The organism is uncultured Clostridium sp. (assembly GCF_963527835.1).
Taxonomy (GTDB): domain Bacteria; phylum Bacillota; class Clostridia; order Clostridiales; family Clostridiaceae; genus Clostridium.
Genome location: NZ_CAURTC010000038.1, coordinates 1 through 22,780, shown reverse-complemented (window position 1 = coordinate 22,780; position 22,780 = coordinate 1). Strand labels below are relative to the sequence as shown.

The 22,780-nt window shown below is 27.3% G+C and carries 19 protein-coding genes, 2 tRNA genes, 1 pseudogene and 1 CRISPR repeat array; of the genes and pseudogenes, 19 read left to right on the top strand and 3 right to left on the bottom strand.

What is annotated here, in order from left to right:
- Nucleotides 1–87: 87 nt before the first annotated feature.
- Nucleotides 88–750, bottom strand: a complete 663-nt coding sequence (locus RYM86_RS15150; RefSeq protein WP_315081525.1) for a FusB/FusC family EF-G-binding protein — start codon at nt 748–750, stop codon at nt 88–90.
- 277 nt (nt 751–1,027) lie between these two features.
- On the bottom strand, nt 1,028–1,306 hold the full coding sequence (locus RYM86_RS15145; protein ID WP_012425349.1) for a CD3324 family protein: 279 nt from the start codon (nt 1,304–1,306) through the stop codon (nt 1,028–1,030).
- Nucleotides 1,307–1,620: 314 nt separating this feature from the next.
- Between RYM86_RS15145 and RYM86_RS15140 the strand changes: the two genes are divergently transcribed.
- From RYM86_RS15140 to mutT, 5 genes are all read left to right on the top strand, one after another.
- The gene (locus RYM86_RS15140) at nt 1,621–2,289 is read left to right on the top strand and encodes a cell wall-binding protein (RefSeq protein WP_315081524.1); all 669 of its coding nucleotides are present in this window, start codon (nt 1,621–1,623) and stop codon (nt 2,287–2,289) included.
- Between the two features lie 207 nt (nt 2,290–2,496).
- Nucleotides 2,497–3,294 (top strand): phage replisome organizer N-terminal domain-containing protein, encoded by a 798-nt coding sequence (locus RYM86_RS15135; RefSeq protein ID WP_315081523.1) that lies wholly within the window; start codon nt 2,497–2,499, stop codon nt 3,292–3,294.
- Nucleotides 3,295–3,481: 187 nt separating this feature from the next.
- On the top strand, nt 3,482–5,152 hold the full coding sequence (locus RYM86_RS15130) for a hypothetical protein (protein ID WP_315081521.1): 1,671 nt from the start codon (nt 3,482–3,484) through the stop codon (nt 5,150–5,152).
- 162 nt (nt 5,153–5,314) lie between these two features.
- The gene (locus tag RYM86_RS15125; protein WP_315081520.1) at nt 5,315–5,695 is read left to right on the top strand and encodes a VOC family protein; all 381 of its coding nucleotides are present in this window, start codon (nt 5,315–5,317) and stop codon (nt 5,693–5,695) included.
- Nucleotides 5,696–5,983: 288 nt separating this feature from the next.
- Nucleotides 5,984–6,367, top strand: a complete 384-nt coding sequence (gene mutT, locus RYM86_RS15120) for an 8-oxo-dGTP diphosphatase MutT (RefSeq protein WP_315081518.1) — start codon at nt 5,984–5,986, stop codon at nt 6,365–6,367.
- A gap of 216 nt (nt 6,368–6,583) precedes the next feature.
- Here mutT and RYM86_RS15115 read toward each other — a convergent pair whose 3' ends face one another.
- On the bottom strand, nt 6,584–9,553 hold the full coding sequence (locus tag RYM86_RS15115; RefSeq protein WP_315081516.1) for a DEAD/DEAH box helicase: 2,970 nt from the start codon (nt 9,551–9,553) through the stop codon (nt 6,584–6,586).
- Nucleotides 9,554–10,036: 483 nt separating this feature from the next.
- Between RYM86_RS15115 and RYM86_RS15110 the strand changes: the two genes are divergently transcribed.
- The 14 genes and pseudogenes from RYM86_RS15110 (at nt 10,037) to RYM86_RS15045 (ending at nt 22,268) form a co-directional block, all read left to right on the top strand.
- Complete coding sequence (locus tag RYM86_RS15110; RefSeq protein WP_315081515.1) at nt 10,037–11,419, top strand: ABC transporter substrate-binding protein; 1,383 nt, start codon at nt 10,037–10,039, stop codon at nt 11,417–11,419.
- 66 nt (nt 11,420–11,485) lie between these two features.
- Complete coding sequence (locus tag RYM86_RS15105) at nt 11,486–12,382, top strand: sugar ABC transporter permease (RefSeq protein WP_315081514.1); 897 nt, start codon at nt 11,486–11,488, stop codon at nt 12,380–12,382.
- Between the two features lie 26 nt (nt 12,383–12,408).
- Nucleotides 12,409–13,236: a carbohydrate ABC transporter permease gene (locus RYM86_RS15100; RefSeq protein ID WP_315081513.1), complete on the top strand. Its 828-nt coding sequence runs from the start codon at nt 12,409–12,411 to the stop codon at nt 13,234–13,236.
- Between the two features lie 13 nt (nt 13,237–13,249).
- Complete coding sequence (locus RYM86_RS15095; protein WP_315081512.1) at nt 13,250–14,338, top strand: glycoside hydrolase family 130 protein; 1,089 nt, start codon at nt 13,250–13,252, stop codon at nt 14,336–14,338.
- 68 nt (nt 14,339–14,406) lie between these two features.
- Complete coding sequence (locus tag RYM86_RS15090) at nt 14,407–15,468, top strand: LacI family DNA-binding transcriptional regulator (protein ID WP_315081511.1); 1,062 nt, start codon at nt 14,407–14,409, stop codon at nt 15,466–15,468.
- 13 nt (nt 15,469–15,481) lie between these two features.
- Nucleotides 15,482–16,399 (top strand): DUF1861 family protein, encoded by a 918-nt coding sequence (locus tag RYM86_RS15085; protein ID WP_315081543.1) that lies wholly within the window; start codon nt 15,482–15,484, stop codon nt 16,397–16,399.
- A 14-nt stretch (nt 16,400–16,413) separates the two neighbouring features.
- Complete coding sequence (locus RYM86_RS15080) at nt 16,414–18,015, top strand: alpha-glucosidase (protein ID WP_315081509.1); 1,602 nt, start codon at nt 16,414–16,416, stop codon at nt 18,013–18,015.
- Nucleotides 18,016–18,192: 177 nt separating this feature from the next.
- Nucleotides 18,193–19,083 (top strand): ROK family protein, encoded by an 891-nt coding sequence (locus RYM86_RS15075; RefSeq protein WP_315081507.1) that lies wholly within the window; start codon nt 18,193–18,195, stop codon nt 19,081–19,083.
- 104 nt (nt 19,084–19,187) lie between these two features.
- The gene (locus RYM86_RS15070) at nt 19,188–20,399 is read left to right on the top strand and encodes an MFS transporter (RefSeq protein WP_315081505.1); all 1,212 of its coding nucleotides are present in this window, start codon (nt 19,188–19,190) and stop codon (nt 20,397–20,399) included.
- Between the two features lie 307 nt (nt 20,400–20,706).
- A tRNA-Arg gene (locus RYM86_RS15065) sits at nt 20,707–20,783 on the top strand.
- 3 nt (nt 20,784–20,786) lie between these two features.
- Nucleotides 20,787–20,862, top strand: a tRNA-Lys gene (locus RYM86_RS15060).
- A 78-nt stretch (nt 20,863–20,940) separates the two neighbouring features.
- Nucleotides 20,941–21,165 (top strand): annotated as a pseudogene (locus RYM86_RS15055) (hypothetical protein); the annotation flags it as partial.
- A 229-nt stretch (nt 21,166–21,394) separates the two neighbouring features.
- The gene (locus tag RYM86_RS15050) at nt 21,395–21,601 is read left to right on the top strand and encodes a hypothetical protein (protein WP_315081503.1); all 207 of its coding nucleotides are present in this window, start codon (nt 21,395–21,397) and stop codon (nt 21,599–21,601) included.
- A gap of 214 nt (nt 21,602–21,815) precedes the next feature.
- The gene (locus RYM86_RS15045; protein ID WP_315081502.1) at nt 21,816–22,268 is read left to right on the top strand and encodes an ASCH domain-containing protein; all 453 of its coding nucleotides are present in this window, start codon (nt 21,816–21,818) and stop codon (nt 22,266–22,268) included.
- 251 nt (nt 22,269–22,519) lie between these two features.
- Nucleotides 22,520–22,748: a CRISPR direct-repeat array (repeat unit 30 nt; unit sequence ATTTAACCTTAACATGAGATGTATTTAAAT).
- Nucleotides 22,749–22,780 lie beyond the last annotated feature (32 nt).

The following is a 22,780-nucleotide window of genomic DNA, read 5'->3' as shown; positions in this document are numbered from 1 at the left end:
TTATCTTAATTATTTCCAAGAAGGAGTTCATTTTATTCAGTTTACACAAAATTATTTATAGGGCCGAATGTACGTAAGTGCAAGTCATCATTCTTTTATATTGTTAACAGTCTTTAAGATTTTCTCTAGTTTTTCAACAGATATAATTCTTTCATTACACTTATCGCTATCTAAACATATATCAAATCCTATGGATTTATAAGCACCTTTGCTAGCGTTATCTGTTTTACATATAGGTGAAACAAAAGCTACTTCATTTTCACGACCTATATGATTGCAAAGGGCACATATGTGAGTATTGTTAGAAGCATAATTTTGAAGTCTACATGACATACCTATAAGTTTACCATTCATATTATAAGCTATAAATAATTTTCTAATTGACTCATCAACCCAACCTAAATAAACATTCGTTGAATCATGCTCAGTTAAGTCTGGTACTTTTAATTTCTTTTCTTTTCTAAACAATTTACTAATTTGTGCATTTGTTATATTTGGCATTTCATATACATATTCTTTCAGCTTATTTAAATACTGTTCAATGTATAATGGGTCAGTTATTTTACTGATATCAAGTAGCTTTTCTTCTTCCTCAGATAAATCTGTAAAAAGACGTAATATCTTTCCCTGTATATATGCTTTGTTTGTTTCAACGATATTAGGATCTACACAATTTCTGAAAGTATTATTTAAATCGAATAAACATTTTTTTATATAATTATATTCATATCTTTTTATAAAGGCTTTCATAAAATTTAGCACCTCTTTTCTGTTATTTTTATTATTCATTTAAGTAAAAAAGTCATCACTTTAAAGTTTATTTTGGCTTAAATAAAAAAGATGATTATTATTACTCCAACTGAAAGTAACAATAATCATCCAAATTTAAAATACATTACATACTCACAATAATTTTACTTAAGAATCATATTTTAAATTAGAAATGATAACTTTCAGTGGATCCCCACAATGAAATCATAACATTATTTAAAATAGAAACTCAATCTAATAAATAATTCTGTAATAATTATGAGCAAATACGCTTTTTTTCACCTATTATTCTTCTTATACTTTTTTCAGACAGATAGTATTCTTGAGTTAGTTCATTAATAGTAGTCCCATTAAGGTATTTTTTATAAATTTCATTATTTCTAAGCTTAAGACTACTCTTTATACCACTCTTTTCTCCCCAGGCTTTATGATTTTCATTTTTTCTAGGTACATAAAGATATTTTCCGTCTACATACTCTTGTATTATTTTAACGATTTCCTCTGGTAACACATCGTGTGCTTTTGCATATTTCATTTCTTTACTCCTTAACATTTATCATAGTATTAAAGCAAAGAATACTAAAAAAGCTATGTGTTACAGAACCTAAGATATATGAGCGTTTCAGCTAAATTAACAGCTTAGGCTCCATACAAAGCATAGCTTACTTTGTTGTAGTCCTTGCAAGGAGCAAGCTGATTTATAGTTGAATGTATCATAAACATTCATAAAATACACCTCCAATACGTTAGATTTATTATATCACAATTAATTAGTATTTATTTAACATATTTATTAAATTTATGAATTGCTATACAATTATAGTATAAGTTTTTTATAGGGGGAAAATAATGAAGAGAATAAGATTAAAGAAAGTAATGGCAAGTGCACTAATAGTGACTTCAATATTAGCACTAAAACCAATAGGAGCAAGTGCAGAATGGAAGAATGATAATACAGGATGGTGGTATAGTGAGGGAAATTCATATTCAGTAGGATGGAGATTAATTGATGGAATTTGGTATTATTTTTATCCTAATGGTTATATGGCTAAGGATACAACTGTTGATGGATCTATTTTAAACAGTAATGGTGCTTATGATGATGAAACTCAGAGTAAAAAAATTTCAGTCGTATATCCTTCGAATTGGTTAAAAGTAGTTGAAGATAGCAGGGAGATTCATTATATAGATAATAAAGGATCAAATGTAATTTTAGGAGCAGTGAATATGGGTGGACTTTCAAAAGAAAATTTCATTGAACTTGAAAAATTAAGTTTAGGACATGATTTTGGTATTAGTAAATTAGAAACAGCAGAACAGGTATTTAATAATAAAAAAGCAGATATTATTCATTATTTTCAAAAAGATAAAAATAATAGGTATATAACAATATTTCATGTTGTTTTTTATAAGGGTAATGTTGCATATGTTTTTACTATTTCTGAACTGGAAAGAATTTCAGATGAAAATATGGCTTCTTTTAAAAGTATGCTAAATACAGTTGAATTTGTAGATTAATATAAATTTTTTTATTTAGGCTGTTGATAAACATGTTTTATCAACAGTTTTTTAAAAAAATTTTAAATTTTCTTAGAAACTTTTCTTTTAATGCATATATATTAATTAGAACATTAAAAATACATAATTTTTATTTAGTATATGTGAATTTAAAAATAAGTAAGTGTGCAAGTATGTGCACTAGATATTAAAAGGAGAGGTTTAGAGATGAAAGAAAGAAAATTTGTGAAATTAAGAGTGGATATGTATGGTGATACTAAGTTTAAGATAATTGATACTATGGAGGAAAGGGATCTTATTCATTATATATGGACTAGGCTTTTAACTTTAGCGGGTAAGGTGAATTTAGAAGGAGAGTTATATATGTCAAAAAGCATTCCTTATAGTGCAGAAACTCTAGCAATAGAATTTAATAGAAGTGCTAGTAAGGTTCAATTAGCTTTAAATGTGTTTAAGGATTTAGAAATGATTGAATTAACACAAGATAATGTTTATAGGGTGAAAAATTTTGCTAAACACCAAAATATTAAGGTTAAAGAAAAAGTAGAAAAGTTAGATGAGAAAAAAGAGTTTAACGATAATGAGATTATAAGTAATAATCTAAACTTACAAGATTGTAAATCAGAATTCAATGATGAGAAAAATTTGATGAATAATGAGGGTATGACAAAGAGTGCAACTTGTGAAGACGTTAAAAAAATATCTAAAAAGATCAATAAAGATAAATTAAATAGTGAGTTGAAAGATCAAGAATATAAAGCAAAAGAAACTAAAAAGATAAGTGAAAAAGATCTAGATAAGAATAATGACGATCTTGTAAATAAAAATTCTAATATTAATTTATCACCTACTAAGGAGGCAAATAAGAAGAAAAAAGCTAAGAAACCTAAGAAAAAGTTTGAAGATATTGAAGAACTATTTTTTGAAGAAGATATAGTTGAGCCAATAGAATGGAGTGATGAACCTATTTTAAAAGGCAAGCTAGTTAAGGAATTTAATTTTTAATATGGTGACATAAGTGATTCTGTGGTTTTAGGTTTAATAATAAGATATTTTTGGATATAATAGAGATAATACAATTGATTACTATAATGCATAAGTTAAAAAATGGAGGTTTGTTATGAATTTAAAGCCACTACCAATAGGAGTAGATAATTTTGAAAATAGTAGATGAACTAAAGGGGAAACTGATATGAATATAGAAAATTTTGAAGAGTATATAAACAAGACTATTTTAACTAGAGGTTATGATTATTATTGCGATGATAATATAACAGAGTATTATACTGAAGGAAAAAATGAGTATGTTTTTATAATTCAAGGTAGTGATGAGTATGAAGTAGTAGTAAAAATAGATGAGTTTGGAGAAATATTATATTCTGAGTGTGATTGTCCATATGATTTTGGACCAATATGTAAACATGAGGTAGCAGCTTATTTTAAATTAGCAGAAATTTTGGATAATGTTAGTAATGATGATGAATATAGAAAAACAATTCTAAAGCAAATACCTATAGAGGAAGTATTAAAAGATCTTTCTAAAAAGGAATTGATAAGCATTATATGCAATATAGCTAAAAATGATAAAACCTTAAAAAACAGTATTATTGTTAAATATTCAAAATGTGATGATACACAACAAATAGATGGAATTAAAAATTTAATAGAGTCTATAGTGAGAAAATACACAGGAAGAGAAGGATTTATAACTTATAGAGATGTTAGCGCATTTACAAATGAGATGGAAGACTTGTTAGAATTAGTAAGACGTGAGAAAAATATATTATTAAGTTTAGATATTGCATTTTTATTTTTGTATGAATGTATAGAAGCATTTCAATATGCAGATGATTCTAATGGTGAAATTGGTGATTTAGTAACAGAAACTTTAGATTTAATAGAAGAAATTATAATTAATAGTGATGATTCAGATATAAACTTAAGAGAGAACCTGCTTAATAAATTATTATTAGCAGTTAATAATACAGTATTTGATGGATGGGAAGAGTATAGGGTCGATTTATTAAGAATATGTGTTGAATTTTCCGATGTTAAGGAATTTAGAAATAAGTTAAAAATAAAAATAGAAGACTTAATTAACCAAAGTTCTAATAAAGATTATATGAAATACACAAATGAAAGTATGCTAGAAATAATTTTTCAAATGTTAGATAAGTATTCTACAAATGAAGAGATAGAGAGTTTTATAAAGAAGAATATTCAGTTTACATATTTCAGAGAAATGCTTATAAATAGATATATGAACGAAGGAAATTATTATAATGCTATAGATGTGGCATTAGGTGGAGAGGAACAAGATAAAACATATATAGGTTTAGTATTAAAATGGAAAGAAATGAGGTATATAGCCTATGAAGAATTAGGGCTTAAAAAAGAACAAGAAGCATTAGCTAAAGAATTATTGTTTCATGGAGAATTTAAATATTACAAGAAATTAAAAGAATTAGCTGAAGAAGATGAAGTGATATTTTATAATAATTTAAAAAAAGAGATTAAAAACAATAGAAATTTAAATAGGGGTAATATATATCTTAAACTTATACTAGAAGAAAATGATTTGGATGAATTAATGGAATTTTTAAAGAGCAATCCTAGTCAGATAGAAGTTTATGCCGATAAATTAATACATAAATTTAAAGATGATGTTATAGATATTTATAAAAATTTTATAATGTTATCAGCAAGCCATTCATCAAATAGAAAAAATTATCAAGAAGTATGCAGGATAATTAAAAGATATAACAAAATAGCAGGTAAAAGCAACAAAGAAACAATAGTAAATGATTTAGTTAAAATGTATAAAAAAAGACCAGCATTTGTAGATGAATTAATGAAAGTATAATTATAATTGAAATTTGTTAACATAAGATTCTAGAATATAGGACAGTTTAAACATCAATACTTACAAAATAGTATTGGTGTTTTTTATAAAATAGTGGACACATTAAGATTTTTAGGTTTACTATATTGACATAGATTTAATATGCTAGGAGATGATTAAAACATGAATTTAAATACAATTCACCATATAGCAATAATAGTTTCAGATTATGAAAAGTCTAAAGATTTTTATGTAAATAAGCTAGGTTTTAATATAATTAGGGAAAATTATAGACCTGATAGGGGTGATTATAAGTTAGATTTAAAGCTCGGAGACTGTGAACTTGAGATATTTGGTATGGAGAATAGTCCTAAAAGGGTATCAAGACCAGAAGCCTGTGGATTAAGACATTTAGCCTTTAAAGTGGAATGCATAGAAGATATAATAAGTGAATTAAATGAAAAGGGCATAGAAACAGAGCCCATAAGAATAGATGAATTTACGAATAAGAAAATGACATTTTTCTTTGATCCAGATGGACTACCTTTAGAATTACATGAGTAAAAAGTTTGGTTACATAAAAAATCATAAAAACATCAGTATTAAATAAGCACTAGTGTTTTTTATGTATTAGAAGATACTATTGAGATACATGGATTAAATATAGATTTTAATGAAATAATAAATTCTTAGAATTTTTTTAAGTATTTTGTATTGTTTTAGTAAATACAAAAACTTTAAAAGTATATAATTAAAATTAGGTTTATGATCACTTTACACTTTAAAATATATTTACTTAAGGCTATAATGATAAAATGTGGAAGTATGATTTAAAAAAGTGAGGAGATACATATGAAAACTGTGGAAGTAGTTGCAGCAATAATTAAGAAAGAAGATAAAATATTTATTACACGTAGGGGATACGGTGAGTTTATCGATATGTGGGAATTTCCTGGTGGAAAAATTGAAGCAGGGGAATCAAGAGAAGATGCACTTCATCGTGAAATTAAAGAGGAATTAGAGTTAGATATAGATGAATTAGAATATTTAACTACAATAGATTATGATTATCCAAATTTTCATTTAACAATGCATTGTTTTCTTTGCCAAATAGCTGGTGGCAAATTGAATTTAAATGCTCATAATGATGCTAAGTGGGTTACTTTTGATGAGTTAAATAATCAAAAGTGGGTTCCAGCAGATATTTTAGTAGTTAATGAACTTAAAAATAAATAATAAAGTCTATATACCACGTTTTAATAAGCAATTAACAAAGATTATTCATTGTTAATTGCTTATTTTAATATATCTCAAAAAACACAAGTTTAATTATAATATTAAACTTGTGTTTTTATATACGTTCCTATTTCTTACATCAAAAGAGTGTATATATTAGATGTAATGACCTATTTATACACCACAAGGCATAGGTGGATCAAAAGAGTATATATATTAAGACGTAATGTATTCATAAATATCTTCTCTAACAGGGGTAATTAATTGATATTTTATTTCTACAGCTGTTTTTGTAGTATTTTTCATTGTAAATTCATGTGGTATATCAATAGTTTTGATTTTCCCAAGAAAATAGAATTCTTTGGAAATCTTATCATCCTTATTTTTCCTAACAAATAAGCTCATTTCAACACCATCTTTTTCAGAATTATAAGCTTGGACAATATCTTCAGAAGAGATTGTTCTACCTGATTTTGATATAGCAATTAATTGAGATTCACATAGAAATCTGTCTTCATAATTAATAGTATCTGTAATATCTTCTGATTTATCATAGTTAATAAATACTGGGTAAGTCTTAGTTACTTTATCATATTTGTATCCACCAATATTAAGGGCGACTTCACCCTTTTCCCATTCTAATAATCTACACACATCTTCATATGTATATTTTTGATATAATTGAAAACAAGTATTCATATATCTATTGCTATAATCTTTGTTATATCTATCTATACCAAATTTGATTAGCTCAAGAACCATATTCTTAAAATATTTATTTTCAAGATGTTCTTTAAAGATTTTAGAGATAACATAATCAAAACCTTGTTTTTCTACAAACATACATTCAGCGTATGTCTTTTTACCAGTTCCAGTTGGAAATTCATTTGTTAAAACATTGATTACATTAGTTTCAGTAGTGCACGTGAAATCAAAATTATAAGTTTCTTTTAATTTTGATTTTAATTTACTGACTAAATCAGTTTCGTTATTTATTGCAGATTCAATTAAAAGAAGCTCATGAGGCCTTTTACCAGAAGCTAATTTCTTTGAAATAAATTCTATAAATAATTCCTGAGAATTATTAAGTTCTATTTTATATTCCTTTTCGTATTTTTTTAGGAATTTATAATAAGAACCTAGACTCTTGCTGTTAAAAATTCTTAATGGATCTATAGAATTATATGTATCAAAATCACTTAAAGTTGGGATTTTGCCAATCTTTTGCTTAAGTTTATTGTAGCTTTCTTTAATTAGCTTAATATCATTGAAATTAGCTACATCTATTGATTCAAAGATTTTCTTTTTAGATACTTCATCAAAATTAATAGTAGAGCAGCCAGGAATAAGTCTAGTGCCTTCCACAACATATTTTCTTAGGGTATCTTTATTAAATGTTCTATCTCCTGATAAGGCAATTGGAATTAAAAAGTTATTGTTGTAGTTTCCTACAAAGTCTATAATAACAACATATTCTTTAAATTTACTTTTTCTAAGGCCTCTACCTAATTGTTGTACAAAGACTATTGAAGATTGAGTAGGTCTTAACATTACCACTTGATTTACAGTAGGGATGTCCACACCTTCATTAAAAATATCTACCGTGAATATATAATCTAAACAATTATCTAATTCATCTTGTTCTAATCTTTCAATAGCTTTCTCTCTTTCACTTTGAGAGTTTTCACCAGTTAAAGCAACAGTTCTATATCCATGAGCATTAAATATACTTGAAAGTTCAATAGCTTCTTTTTTATTACTACAAAATATTAGTCCTTTGACTCTTTCACCACAATGACCATAGAAATTAATTTTATCGATAATATGCTTAACTCTTTCTTGTGCAACTAAATATCTAAAATCAGATTGTTCATTAAGAGGAAATCCATCTATTGTAATGTCAGAAATACCAAAATAATGGAAAGGACAAAGCAAATCTTCTTCTAACGCTTGCTTAAGACGTATTTCATAGGCAATATTGTGGTTAAACATTTTAAATATATCAAAATCATCACTTCTTTCAGGTGTAGCTGTCATTCCTAAAAGAAACTTAGGATTAAAGTAGTCTACTATTTTTTGATAACTATTAGCACCAGCCTTGTGAACTTCATCAATGACAATATAATCAAATTCATCTTTAGTAAAGCCATATAATACATCATCCTTAGATAACGTTTGGACAGTACAGAAGATAAAGTCTTTATCTAAATCTTTACTAGTACCAGATAAAATTCCCATACTTTTTGTATCGCCAAATACATTTATAAAACTATTCAAGGCTTGTTTAGCTATTTGCTCTCTATGTACAATAAATAAGGCTTTTTGGGGATTGTAATTTCTAAGTTCAAAGGCAGATAAATAAGTTTTACCAGTACCAGTAGCAGAAATTAGTAGTCCTTTATTTTTACCGTTTTCTCTAAGTTTATTTAAGCTTTGTATTGCAGCGACCTGCATCTTGTTTGGTTTTAGTTTATATTGTGCAAGGCTTGGAACAGTACTTTTTCTAGTATATTCAATTTGTTTTTTATAGATATCTTCATAAGTATCTATCCATTCTAAAGTTAATTCATCAGCTTCATTCCAAAGGTCATTGAATTCTGAAATTACACCTTCAGTTAGAGAACCTTCTTCTAATGAAGAAACTTTTAAATTCCATTCTTTATTTTTAGTTAATGCAGATTGAGTTAAGTTTGAGCTCCCAACAATCAATTTATAATGGTCAATATATTTGAAGATATATCCTTTAGTATGGAAGTTTTCTTTACTATATAGCTTAATTTCAATATTAGGGAACTCAAGAAGTTTTCTTAATGCTTTAGGTTCGCTAAAATTAAGATAGTCAGTAGTTAAAATCTTACCTTTAATACCTTTTTTATTTAGATTCTTTAAGGTTTCTAGAAGTGGAGTTATACCACTACTTGTTATAAAAGCAACTGATATAAAGAATTCTTCACATTTATTTAATTCTGATATTAGTTCATTTAAAACTTTACTTCCTTTAGAATAATCATTAACTATTAATTTGGGAATTAAAGCTAAATTGGAATTTATCATACTATTGATTAAACCAGCTTTGTTAGCTTTAAGTATTTCATCTTCTATTATATTTGTATTATAAGAATGAATTGGTTTAAATTCAATATTATTTAGTGATTGATCTATTTCTTTATTTATTAAAGTGGTCATATTTACCTCACATTGAAAAATTTAAAAGTATTTTTTATATTATTATAGCATAGGTGTATCAACTAAAAGTATAAGTACAATATCAAATTTTTTTAATTTTAAGAGGATATTTTTTAAAAAATTCTATTGTGGTTGAGAAAATAGATAATTTTTATCCATGTGGTTAAGGGAAAAATATATACGAAAAATTAGAACTGTAGGAGTAGGTATAATTAGCTTCTACAGTTTTATTAACTTTAATAAAAATAAAATAAATTTAAAAAATATAAAAATTAAAGTAAAATTCCATTGAAATTAAAGTAAAAAGTATTTAATATAACATTAAAAGGTTTACAAAAGGGGGAGGGTGTAAAAAGATGTTACAACGAAATTAGCATTTATAATTAATTAGATTTAATTTTAATGTAAATTAATTTAAAGTGTTATATTAGTTTTAAAATTTATTCACTGTTCTTTGTAAATTAAACTTAAGGAGGAATTTTAATGATTAAATTAACTAAGATTATTTCTACAATAATATTATCAACAATGATGGTTACATCACTTACAGCATGTTCAGGCGGTAAAAACGGAACTGTTTCATCAGGAGATACAATAAGTGTGAATTTCTGGACTGCTCCTCAAAAAGTTCAATATGATTACTGGACAACCAAAGCAGAAGAATTTAATAAAACAAATACTGAAATTAATGGAAAAAGTGTTAAATTAGTAGTTCAACAAATGCCAGAAACACCATCTTCAGAAGCTGGAATTCAAAATGCTTTAGCAACTGATACAGCTCCAGCTATTTCAGAAAATGTAAATAGAGGATTTGCATCAACATTAGCAGCCTCAGATGCAATATATTCATTAGAATCAGAAGAATGGTTTAAAGACATAGTTAAAAATAGGGCATTAGAAACAGTGATGCCAGGTTGGCAAATAGGTGGAAAACAGTTTGTATTACCTCAATATGTTAATCCAATGGTTTTACAGTGGAATGTGAAGGCTTTAAAAGAATTAGGAGTAGAAAAAATTCCTGAAACTAAAGCTGAAATTGAAAGTTTAGTAGTTAAGTTTAGAGAAAATGAAGCTAAGATGTCAGCTATGGGAGTTAGTCATGTATTCTATAGAAATTCATTAATTAGACCAGATCAATGGTGGGATAGATGGTCAGATTTCCAAAACATATACTTAGCATTTAGTGATGGAAAACCTTGGGTAGAAGGAAATAAATTAGTTTTAGATAAAAATTTAACTAAAGAAACTTTTGAGTTCTTTGGATCATTAGGTGATACGTTATTAACATCAGAAATTCCTAATGTTTGGGCAGAAGAAAACCCACCAGTGTTATTTACAATAGCAGCACCGTGGGAAATACAAGCTCTAAGAGAAGGCGGAAAGAAATATGGTGAAGATTTTGAATATGGCCCAATGATAGTTAAAAATCAAGGTGATACATCATACAACTTTGCAGATTCAAAGGGATTAGTTTTATATAAAGATAATAATATTACAGACGAAATTCATGAAGGTGCAGTTGAATTTATTAAATGGTTATATAATGAAGAAAATTCAGCAAATACAGATTTAGAATGGTTACAAGCAACTACAATGTTACCTGTTAGAGGTGATTTAGTTACTAATGATACATTTAAAAAATACTTTGAAGAAAATCCAGAAATAAAAGATCTAGCTACACATGTACCAAATGCAATTCCATGTATGGCACATGATAATATGACACCAATACAAGAAGCATTAGGAACTCAATTAGCAAAATATTTAGAAACTACATTATCATCAAAAGATGTTAAAGCTAACGATGCTACTAAATTTGTTGAAGATTCATTCAACGCTATGAAACAAGCAGGCGGATTAGAATAGTTTATTAAAATAAAGCAAAGATGACATTGTTTTATCTTTGCTTTATTTATAAAGGAGTGACACTAAATGAAGAAAAAAATAGATACTTTAAAAAATAGTGATGGATTTTTAGGGTGGATATTTAATGTACCATATCTGGCATATTCAGTTGTTTTCTTTCTAATACCATTAATATGGGCTTTTTGGCTATCAACAACAGACTGGAATTTGATGTCAAATAATAAGAACTTTATTGGAATGGATAATTTTATTTCATTAGTAAATGATCCAAGAGTTAGAGCAGCATTTATGAATTCGTTCAAATATTTAGTACCTATTGTTTTACTTACATTTGCTGCAGCAATGATAATTGCATTATTAGTACATAAGCTTCCAGAAAAGTTAAAGGGCATTACATCTGTGTTATTCTTTATACCTTATTTAACTTCAGGTGTTGCAATTTCAGTAGTTGTAAGATATTTCTTTAGTTATAATTCAGCATTAAATATGTTTTTAAGAGAAAAGGGCATAACAATAGATTGGTTTAGAGATCCTAAATGGGCATTTGTAATTATAATTGGAATAATAGTTTGGAAAATGTCGGGATATTATGCATTGTTTATTTTATCAGCATTGGAATCAATTTCAGATGATATACATGATGCTTGTAAAATTGATGGTGTAAAAGGAATAAAGAAATTTATTAAAGTAACGTTACCGATGATTATACCAACATTAACAACAGTAGTAGTTTTAACAGCAGGACTTGCTTTTGGGATATTTACAGAGCCATACCTTTTAACAGGTGGTGGACCTAATTTAGCAACAACTACATGGCAATTAGAAATTTACAACACATCATTTACTAACTTCCAATCAGGATATGGAGCAGCTATTGCTATTGCTAGTGCAGTTCATATATTTATAACTATAAAAATAATCACATTTACAATGGGAAAAGTAAATAAAAAATATGGTATGTAAAATATAACACATTGGAGGTTATGAATATGAAGACAAAAACAAAATTAAAAGGGATTTTTGTAATAGTAGCTACTATGATAATTTTAGGAATATCATTGTTTCCTTATTACTATATGATAATTCAGTCATTTACACCTTGGGAGCAGGTAGATAAAGTTATGATGCCTGAAAGCTTTACTTTAAAAAGTTATAGTTATTTATTTGGGGGCAGTGGTGGAGCTACAGCAGGAATGTGGATAAAATCACTAATTAATTCATTTATTGTATCAGTACCAACAGCAATTATTTCAGTAGTAATCGGATTATTAGTTGGTTACTCAGTTTCTAAAATGAATAAATTCAAAGGTGAAAAATTCATAATGAATACTTTGTTATTCCAAATGTTTTTCCCTGTAATAATACTATTAGTACCTAGATATATAATATCAAAACCTTTGACTAATACATATTTAGGAATGATATTACCATTATCAGTTTCAGTTTGGGGAATATTTATGTATATAAACTATTTTAAATCATTACCAAATGAAGTTTTTGAAGCGGCTAGAATAGATGGCGCATCAGAACTAAAAATACTTTGTAGTATAGGATTTCCTGTAGCTAAATCAGTTACGACTATAGTGTTTTTATCAACATTTATGACAAGATGGTCTGAACTTATGTGGGACATGCTAATATCACCTAAGATTGATATGCAAACATTAAATGTTCTAATATCAACACAATTCAAACCAATGGGTAATTTACCAGGTCCAATGTATGGAGCATCAGTAATATTAACTATACCAATAGTAATAATGTTCTTATGTTTCTCAAAACATTTTAAAGAAGGAATTAACTTTATGTTAAAGTAATTAGGAGGCAATTATGAATAATAAATTAAATGTAATAAGAAGTGCAAAAAATCCATTAATAAAACCAAGTGATGTAAAACCAAGTAGAGAGGACTTTAAAGTTGATGGTGTATTTAACTGTGGAGTTTGTAAATACAAGGATGAATATATATTATTATGTAGAGTTGCGGAATCAGTGAAGGTAGAGAATGACGACGAAGTAAAGATACCAGTAGTAGCAAATGAAAATGGAGAAGATATAATAAAAATAATATCATTTAATAAGAAAATAGATACAGAGTTTGATTATTCAGATTCACGTTCTTTATGGAAATTAGAAAAAAAAGGAACTAGAAAGATAGCTTATTTAACTTCATTATCACATATAAGGATTGCAAGGTCTAAAGATGGAGAAAATTTTGAAATTGATGATAATGCTTTTATTAAGCCAATTGCATCAGAAGAGGAATGGGGTATAGAAGATCCAAGAATAACTCAAATTGATAATAAATATTATATAAATTACACATCAGTAACTAGAAATGGAGCAGCCACTTCATTAGTTTCTACAGAAGATTTTAAAAGTTATGAGAGACATGGAATTATATTTGCACCAGAAAATAAGGATGTAACTATATTCCCTGAAAAAGTTAATGGAAAATATCTTACATTTAATAGACCAGTTCCATGTGCAATTGGTGCACCGGATATGTGGCTTGCAGAATCACCAGATTTAATACACTGGGGAAAGCAAAAGCATTTCTATGGTGGTTCAGATGAAGAGTCATGGGACTCTGGAAGAGTTGGTGGCGGAGCAGTACCATTCTTAACAGAAAAAGGATGGTTAAAGATTTATCATGCAGCTGATAAGGAAGATAGATATTGTTTAGGAGCATTTTTACTTGATAAAGATGATCCAATGAAAATATTAGCTAAAACTAATGATCCTATATTAGAGCCAGAAGCTGTTTATGAAAAAGACGGATTCTTTGGAAATGTAGTATTTACTTGTGGATGCTTATTTGAAGATGGAATTGTAAAAATATATTATGGAGCTGCAGACGATAAAATTTGTAGAGCGGACATAAAAATAGAGGACATATTTGCTTTAATGGATAAATAATACATGAGGCTGTTAATTAGTAATATTAATTGATAGCCTTTAGAGTATATTAGAAGTAGGAGATTATCATGGGTAAAGTAACAATGAAAGATATAGCTGCAAAGTTAAATATATCAATTAATGCTGTATCACTGGCGTTAAATGGTAAGCCTGGAGTCAGTGAAGAAACAAAAAAATTAGTACTAGATGTAGCAGAGAAAATTGGTTATTTGGACAGATCACCTAAATTTATCCAATCATTTGCAAGTAAAAATATTTGTGCACTTATAAAACAATCACATTTTGAAGATAGTACATTTTACTCAAAAATACTAATGAGTATAGTAGAAGAGGCCAGAAAAAAAGGTTATGATGTTATAACTTGCATAGTAAATGAAGATGAACAGAACATTCCAAGTTGTATTGAAAGTAAAAAAGTATGTGGAATAATTATAATATCAGCAATAGATGATGATTATCTAATAAAACTTAAAGAATTTGAATTACCTGTTGTACTAGTAGATCACGCATCGTTATTAGAAAATACGGATAGTATTTTAACAAATAATAAACTTGGTAGTTTTAAAATTACAAAATTGCTTTTAGATAAAGGATATACAAAAATAGGATTCTTTGGAGATTTAGAATATTCGTTAAGTATTAAAGAAAGATTTTTTGGGTATCAAGAAGCTATAAAAAAATTTATCAAATTTGATAATAAAGATGGAATTACAGATTTTATAAATGATTATTCAATATTAAGCGATTTAGAAAGTTACATTATAAATCAAGATTCAGAAGGAATACAAAAGAAAATATCACAAATGGATAATATACCAGAAGCCTTTGTATGTTCAAATGACAATGCTGCAATTATGTTAATTACTTCACTAAAGGAATTAGGATATGAAATACCAAAGGATATATCAGTAGTTGGTTTTGATGATATTATATTAAGTTCACTTGTAATGCCTAAGGTTACTACAGTAAGAGTACAAAAGGAACTTATGGGCAAAAATGCTGTGAATAGATTATTATGGAGGATTGATCATAAGGATGCTCCTAATGAAGATATAGTAATGGGTGTTGATATTGTTGAAAGAGATTCAGTTGGAATAAAAAATATTATGAAGAATGAACAAAAGAATTAATAAAGAGAGCGAGATGAAAGATATGAAAACTTGTGAAATATTATTAGCTGAATATTTAAAGTCAGAATCTAAAATATATGGTGTAGAAAAAATAAACTTTATTAATGTAGGTGAAAATGATGTATATAATATATCAGCCCCATTTGTAGATAATGATAAGACAATTATTGCTGGTAGAGTTGAGGCTAGAGATAGTGAACATTCAACAGTATATTTCTTTGAAAAAAATGATGAAGGATGGTCACCAATTGATTCATATCCGACATTTTCACTTCAAGATCCCTTTTTTACAAAAATAAATAATGAATTAATCGTTGGAGGAGTTGAAATATTTCCGCATCCAGAAATAGAAGGAACTTTAAAATGGAGAACTATATTTTATAAAGGAAAGGATGTAGCTTCATTACAAAGATTCTTTGTAGGCCCAGATGGAATGAAAGATTTAAGATTAGTTCAATTGTTAGATAAGAGAATAGGAGTTTTAACTAGACCACAAGGTGAAAAGGGTGGTAGAGGTAGAATAGGATTTTCAATAATAAACACCTTAGAAGAATTAAATATAAAAGTTATAGAGGAATCTCCATTATTAGATGGATTATTTGTAGACGAAGAATGGGGTGGAGCTAATGAAGCTAGACCCTTAAATGAAACAACCTTAGGTATATTAGGACATATAGCTTGCTTTGATAAAAATGGAAATAGACACTACTATCCAATGACATTTGAGTTAAACATAAATACATTAGAAGTAAAAAATCAGAAGTTAATAGCTGTAAGAAAAGATTTTAAACCTGGCCAAGCTAAAAGACCGGATTTAGAGGATGTTGTATTTAGTGGAGGATTAGAAATAAAAGAAGATAAAGCAACATTATATGCAGGTATAAGTGATGCTGAAGCTCAATTTATAGTAATTGACAATCCATTTAAATAGAGGGGGTAAAAGCTATGCACAAAAAATGGTGGAAAGAAAGTGTATTTTATGAAATATACATGCCAAGTTTTAAAGATGGAAACAATGATGGTATAGGTGATTTTAAAGGTATAACATCAAAACTTGAATATTTAAGTGATTTAGGAATAAGAGGAATTTGGCTTACACCATTTTATCCATCTCCTAAAGTTGATAATGGTTATGACATATCAGATTACTATAATATTGATAAAGACTATGGAACATTAGAAGATTTTAATGAATTTTTAAATAAGGCACACAGCTTAGGGATAAAAATAATAGTTGACATAGTTTTAAATCATACATCTAGTGAACATCCGTGGTTTAAGGAATCAAGAAAATCTAAGGATAATGAAAAAAGAGATTTTTACATATGGAAAAAAGAAAAGCCAAATAATTGGGAATCTTTCTTTGGTGGAGAAGCTTGGGAATATGATGAGTTAACAAAAGAATATTATTATCATGCCTTTGCTAAAGAGCAGGTAGATTTAAATTGGTCAAATCCTAAAGTTTATGATGCCATGAAGGATGTACTAAAGTATTGGATTGGCTTAGGGGTAGATGGATTCAGATTTGATGTAATTAATTTTCTAACAATTAAAAATGATTTAGCACAAGATAACCCATATGATGAAAAAGGTGAACAAATACATAAATATGATAAAGACCAAGAAGGCATAATTGAAATAATAAAGACTTTAGTAAAAGATATAAGAGAAATAAAAGAAGATGTGTTTCTTGTAGGTGAAGTTGGATCAGAAGACTTAAATGAATTAAAAGGCTATTCAGGAAAAGATTTATTAGATGTAGTTTTTAATTTTAATTTAGGTAGTATTAATGAATTTTCAGCAGAAAAAATATATAAGGAAATTAAAAATATGAATGATAATTATGATTTATATCAAATACCTACAATATTTTTTAATAGTCATGATATGGGAAGAAGTATCTCAAGATTTAATCCAGATGGTAATAAAAATGGAATAGAAAAAGCTATGGCCGCTCTATTATTAACATCTTACGGTGTTCCATTTATGTATTTTGGAGAAGAAATAGGAATGAAAGATTTAGTTTGCTTTGATATAAATAAAATGAATGATATTCAAGGCATTACTAAATATAATATAGAAATTTCAAATGGAAAAACGCAAGAAGAAGCATTAATTAGTGCTAATAAAAGTTCTAGAGATAAATCAAGAAGCCCAATGCAATGGAATAATTCAAAATTTTATGGATTTAGCAATACTATGCCTTGGATAAATATAGAAGATAAGAATGATAATGAATTAGTAGAAAAACAAATTAAAGAAGAGCGTTCTTTAATTAATTTATATAAAGATTTAATAAAAATAAGATATAAGAATGACGCCTTATTATATGGTAAATATGTAAACTTATCATTTAATGATGAAGTTCTAATTAAGGAAAGAGAATTAAATAATGAGACTATAAGAACTGTAATTAATTTTGGGGATAATGAGTATATAGAAAATAATACTGAAGAAATTATTTATAGCAATATAAAAGTACAAGAAAAAAGAACTTTAGGTAAATTTGATTTTATAATACAAAGGTATAAAACAACAACTAATTAACGGTTTACAGAAATTGCATTTTGAATATGATTTGTTGCATAGATTAAAACAATAATTAATGGGGCTAATGCAGAGTAATAAGTGGATCGTTAAAAATAATAAGAAATGTAATGTTAATTAGAAATTTAAATAGTTTTCCATTAAATTTTACAACTACATTATACAAGGAGGACACATATGAAGTATTACATAGGTATAGATATAGGCGGAACAAACTTAAGGGCAGCAATATTAGATGAAGAATGTAACTTAGTAGATAAGTTTAAAATATCAAATGAAGTTGAAAAAGGACCAGAATATAATTTAGACAAGCTAATATTAGAAATTAAAGAAAGATGGTTAGATAAAGAAATTATTTCAGTAGGTGTGGGTTGTCCAGGACCACTTGATATCAGAAGTGGAACAATACTAGTTACTCCAAATTTAAGGACATGGGAATATTTTAAGTTAAAAGAATATCTAGAAAATAAGTTTGATTTACCTGTGTTTGTAAACAATGATGCCAATGTAGCAGGATATAGTGAAGCAATGGTTGGAGCAGGAAAAGGTGAAGAAAGTGTTTACTATATGACACTATCAACAGGAATTGGTGGAGGCTTTATATATAAAGGTGAAATTGTTTCTGGCTTTAATAGCATAGCAGCTGAAATAGGTAACATGATTATTAATGAAGATACATATAAACATTCTAATATGAACTATGGTGGACTTGAAGGTCAATGCAGTGGAGTAAATATAGCAAGGATATCAAGTGAAATTATAGGTCGAGAATTAACTACAAAAGATGTCTTTGAGGGTGCAGAACAGGGCAATATGGAATTGCAAAAGATGTTAAGTGAGTGGGTTATAAATGTTTCAAAAGCGATAGCAAATATTATAGTTACAGTTGATCCAGAAGTTATAGTTCTTGGTGGGTCAGTAATTATAAATAATCCATCTTACCTTAATAAGATTAAAGAAGAAACTCAGAAAAGAGTCTTTGATGGTATTAAAATTAATATTAAGTTAGCTGAGATTGGTGATGACACTGGACTTATAGGTGCAGGGTTATTAGGTAAGTTAAAATAAAATAATTGAATTGGAAGGCTACTCCATATGTATTTTACAAGGAGTAGTTTTATTAATTTTGAGAAAATATAATATTAATGAAATATGAGGTTTGATAAAATGTTATGAAGAATATAAGTTTTAAATTAAATACAATAAGAAGCTTTTCAATGAACCTTTTATTTAATTCATTTGGTAATTCAGTTGTAGGAACAATATATGTTTTGTTTTTGAGCCAAGTGAAAGGTTTTTCAGATAAAGACGTAAGTTTAATGGTTGGATTAATACCTATGATTACAATACCAAGTTATATATTATGGGGTATTATAATAGATAAGACTAAAAAAGTAGTATTGACAAATAAGATGGTTATTATAGCTAATATAGTAACATTAATATTATTAATATATGTTGACAATATATATGCATTTTTTATTATAAATTTAATACGTACAGTTTTATTACAACCTGGTGGTATGGTTAATGATGAGTATCTTTTAAATTTAGTTAAAGACAATACGGGGAGTTATGGGAGTATAAGAACTTTTGGAACTGTTGGATATGGATTAGGTGGATTAGTATGTTTATTGCTTATGGACTACATAGAAATTAGTGGATTATTAATAATATCTATAATGTCCTTAGCTAGTACACTACTATTTATCTCGAAAATGCCTGAAATTAATATAGATAAAAGTTTGAAAAAAAGCTATCATAAAACAAAGTTTAAAATAGAGCAACTTGATTTATTAAAAAATATGAAGTATATGAGATTGATGATTATTTATGTTTTGATGAATGGAACACTGGCTTCAGCAAGTAGTTATGCAATCCCGATGATAATGATAAAATTAGATGCTCCACAGAATATAATAGGAGTAATGCCATTTATAATGATAGTTTTTGAATTAATATTATTACTTCAAAATAAAAGATTAAATTTTCCTAAAAAAAGAAATAAGTATTTGTTAATAGGTTTAATATTATTAACAATAAGATGGATAGTTATGGGAACTACTGAATCTTATATTATAATAATTCTAGTAACAATTATACACGGTGCTGTTGCAGGAATATTATTACCAATACAAAATGATATGGTTGAAAGATTTGTTCCACAAAGTCAGCAATCAACAGCAATAATGTTACAAACTTTGTTAAGTACTACAATAGTCCCTTCTATATTAAATATTATACTTGGCTTTTTATTGGAACCATGGGGGGTAAAGTCTTTTGGCATTGTATATTTAATATGTAATTTAATTACGTTTGTTATGTACATAATAAATTTATTATTCAATAAATATGAAGAAAAGAGAGTTATATTTGATAAATAATCATAAGTGCGTACAAGTTAATATTAAGATATAAAGTAGAGTCTATTTTAAATAGGCTCTTATTTTTATATTAAAATGTAATTAAAGTTTATTGATTTTTTACTGAATTTCTTGTGCCTAAATATGAAATAAATATCTAAATTTATACTATCTTAGAATATTTATAGCTAAATTGTAAAAATAGTGTTGACAATTTATATTATGTATTTTATAATAAACAAGCAGTCAAGTTGCAGGGGATTTAAGTCGTGAATAACTTAAGTATTAAAGTTTAAAACTTGATTATAAGATAAATATTTTAAATTATGCGTTTTTAGCTCAGCTGGATAGAGCAACGCCCTTCTAAGGCGTGGGCCAGGGGTTCGAATCCCTTAAAACGCACCATTTGGTTCACTAGCTCAGTCGGTAGAGCACATGACTTTTAATCATGGTGTCCCGGGTTCGATTCCCGGGTGAGCCACCAAAATATTGTCCAAAGTAGAAATGTAAATTTTTACTTTGGATTTTTTTATTTTGAAAGAATAAAATGAAATGTAATATTAATTTTAAAACTATAGATGTAGAAAATTTAAATCGAGAAAATATAAGTGAAGATAATCCATTAAGATTAGTATTTAAAATGGCAAAAAGATTATTAGAAACAAAACAAAAAGATGAAGATATTTATGAAGCAAAAATAAACTTAGCAGAAGAATTAGTAAACTATGATAAGATAAAAAACAATGAGCAAATAAAGGTCTTAGTAGATTTTTTAGAGTATTTATTTTAGGTACATGAAATAAAATAATAGACCAAAGAGGCGTTGTATATTCTGCGTCAGACAAGGAAAAAAATTCAGTTAATAGCGAGCTATTAGCTAAATTTGATGACGCAGTATGACACAAAATAGATGAGCATACTAGTCTATTATTTTTTTTGAATGTGCCTTAATTCAAAGTTCTGAGATAGAAAAGAAATATGATGATTATAAAAAGAAAAAAGGAGGGGCATTGAAAATGACTGTTGATGAAATAAGAACATTGCATTATACACAAAAAGGTAAAGAAGAAGGCAGACAAGAAGGTAGAGAAGAAGGCATTAAGCAGGGGAAATTAGAAACAGCAGAAAATTTACTAGATATTTTAGATAATAAAACCATAGCTGCAAAAACTGGATTAACAGAAGAAGAAGTAGATGCTCTTAGGAAAAAAGAAAGTAATTAGTATTTTATAGAAACACTTAGGATTTAATTATCTTAGGTGTTTTTTCACGCAATTCTAAAAAGTGTATAATTTGTATAAAGTCATAACTAAATAAGTAATAAAAAATTGTTCTTTGAAAATTGAATAATGTTATATGTGTCAATGTGTTATAATTTGTTAATAGATAAATTAAAAATTTGTTAGAGAGATTATATATAATGTAAGGAGAAAGAAAATGACTGAAATACAAATGTGGAATCAATATATTAAAATTAACACTAATGCTAAAGATTATAAATCATGGTCATTTGGTGGGAATACACCTGAAATGCCAGATTTGTTGGCTGAATTAGTATTAAAGGGGATTAAAACTGCAACAGCTAGTGCGTATCCTTGTTATATTGCAGAAAATGCTCCATTGCCACCAGTTGGAGGATATAATTTGATATTAAATACAAAAGGTGAGTCTGTTTGTATTATAGAAACTATAAAAGTATATACAATACCATTTAACCAAGTTAATGAGGAACATGCATATAAAGAAGGTGAGTTTGATCGTACACTTACATCTTGGAGAAAATGTCATTCTGAAATTTTCTCGATGGAACTAAAAGAGATTGGTCAAGAATTTACAGAAGATATGCTTGCAGTTTGTGAAGAATTTAAGGTTGTATATCCAATAATATAAGTATAACAAATTAATTTTAGTATGTACAAGGAGAACTGCAAAATAAAGTAAGCTAACTAGAATACTAAATATTCTATTTTACCAGCCATAAATTTATATAAAACTTCTTAATGCATTGAAATTACAGAACTAAAGTGAACTTTGAAAATTTTTCTTAGAATTTTATAATCGGCTGGGAAAGTTTCCTTGAAACCTTGAAGTTTCAATGTCCTAGTGATATTATTGATTTTAGAGAATGGCTCTTTAACTATGATTTAACCTTAACATGAGATGTATTTAAATTTTAACTTTGTATCTCTTTTTTCAAGTTCTCCAGTTATTTAACCTTAACATGAGATGTATTTAAATTGGTATATCCAGGAGGACAATGCTAATGATTAGTATATTTAACCTTAACATGAGATGTATTTAAATGGCGGAGCGTTAGTGTGGTTCTTGAGTTGGTGTCATATTTAACCTTAACATGAGATGTATTTAAATGATCCACCGTACGTAATTGTAATGGTGATGGG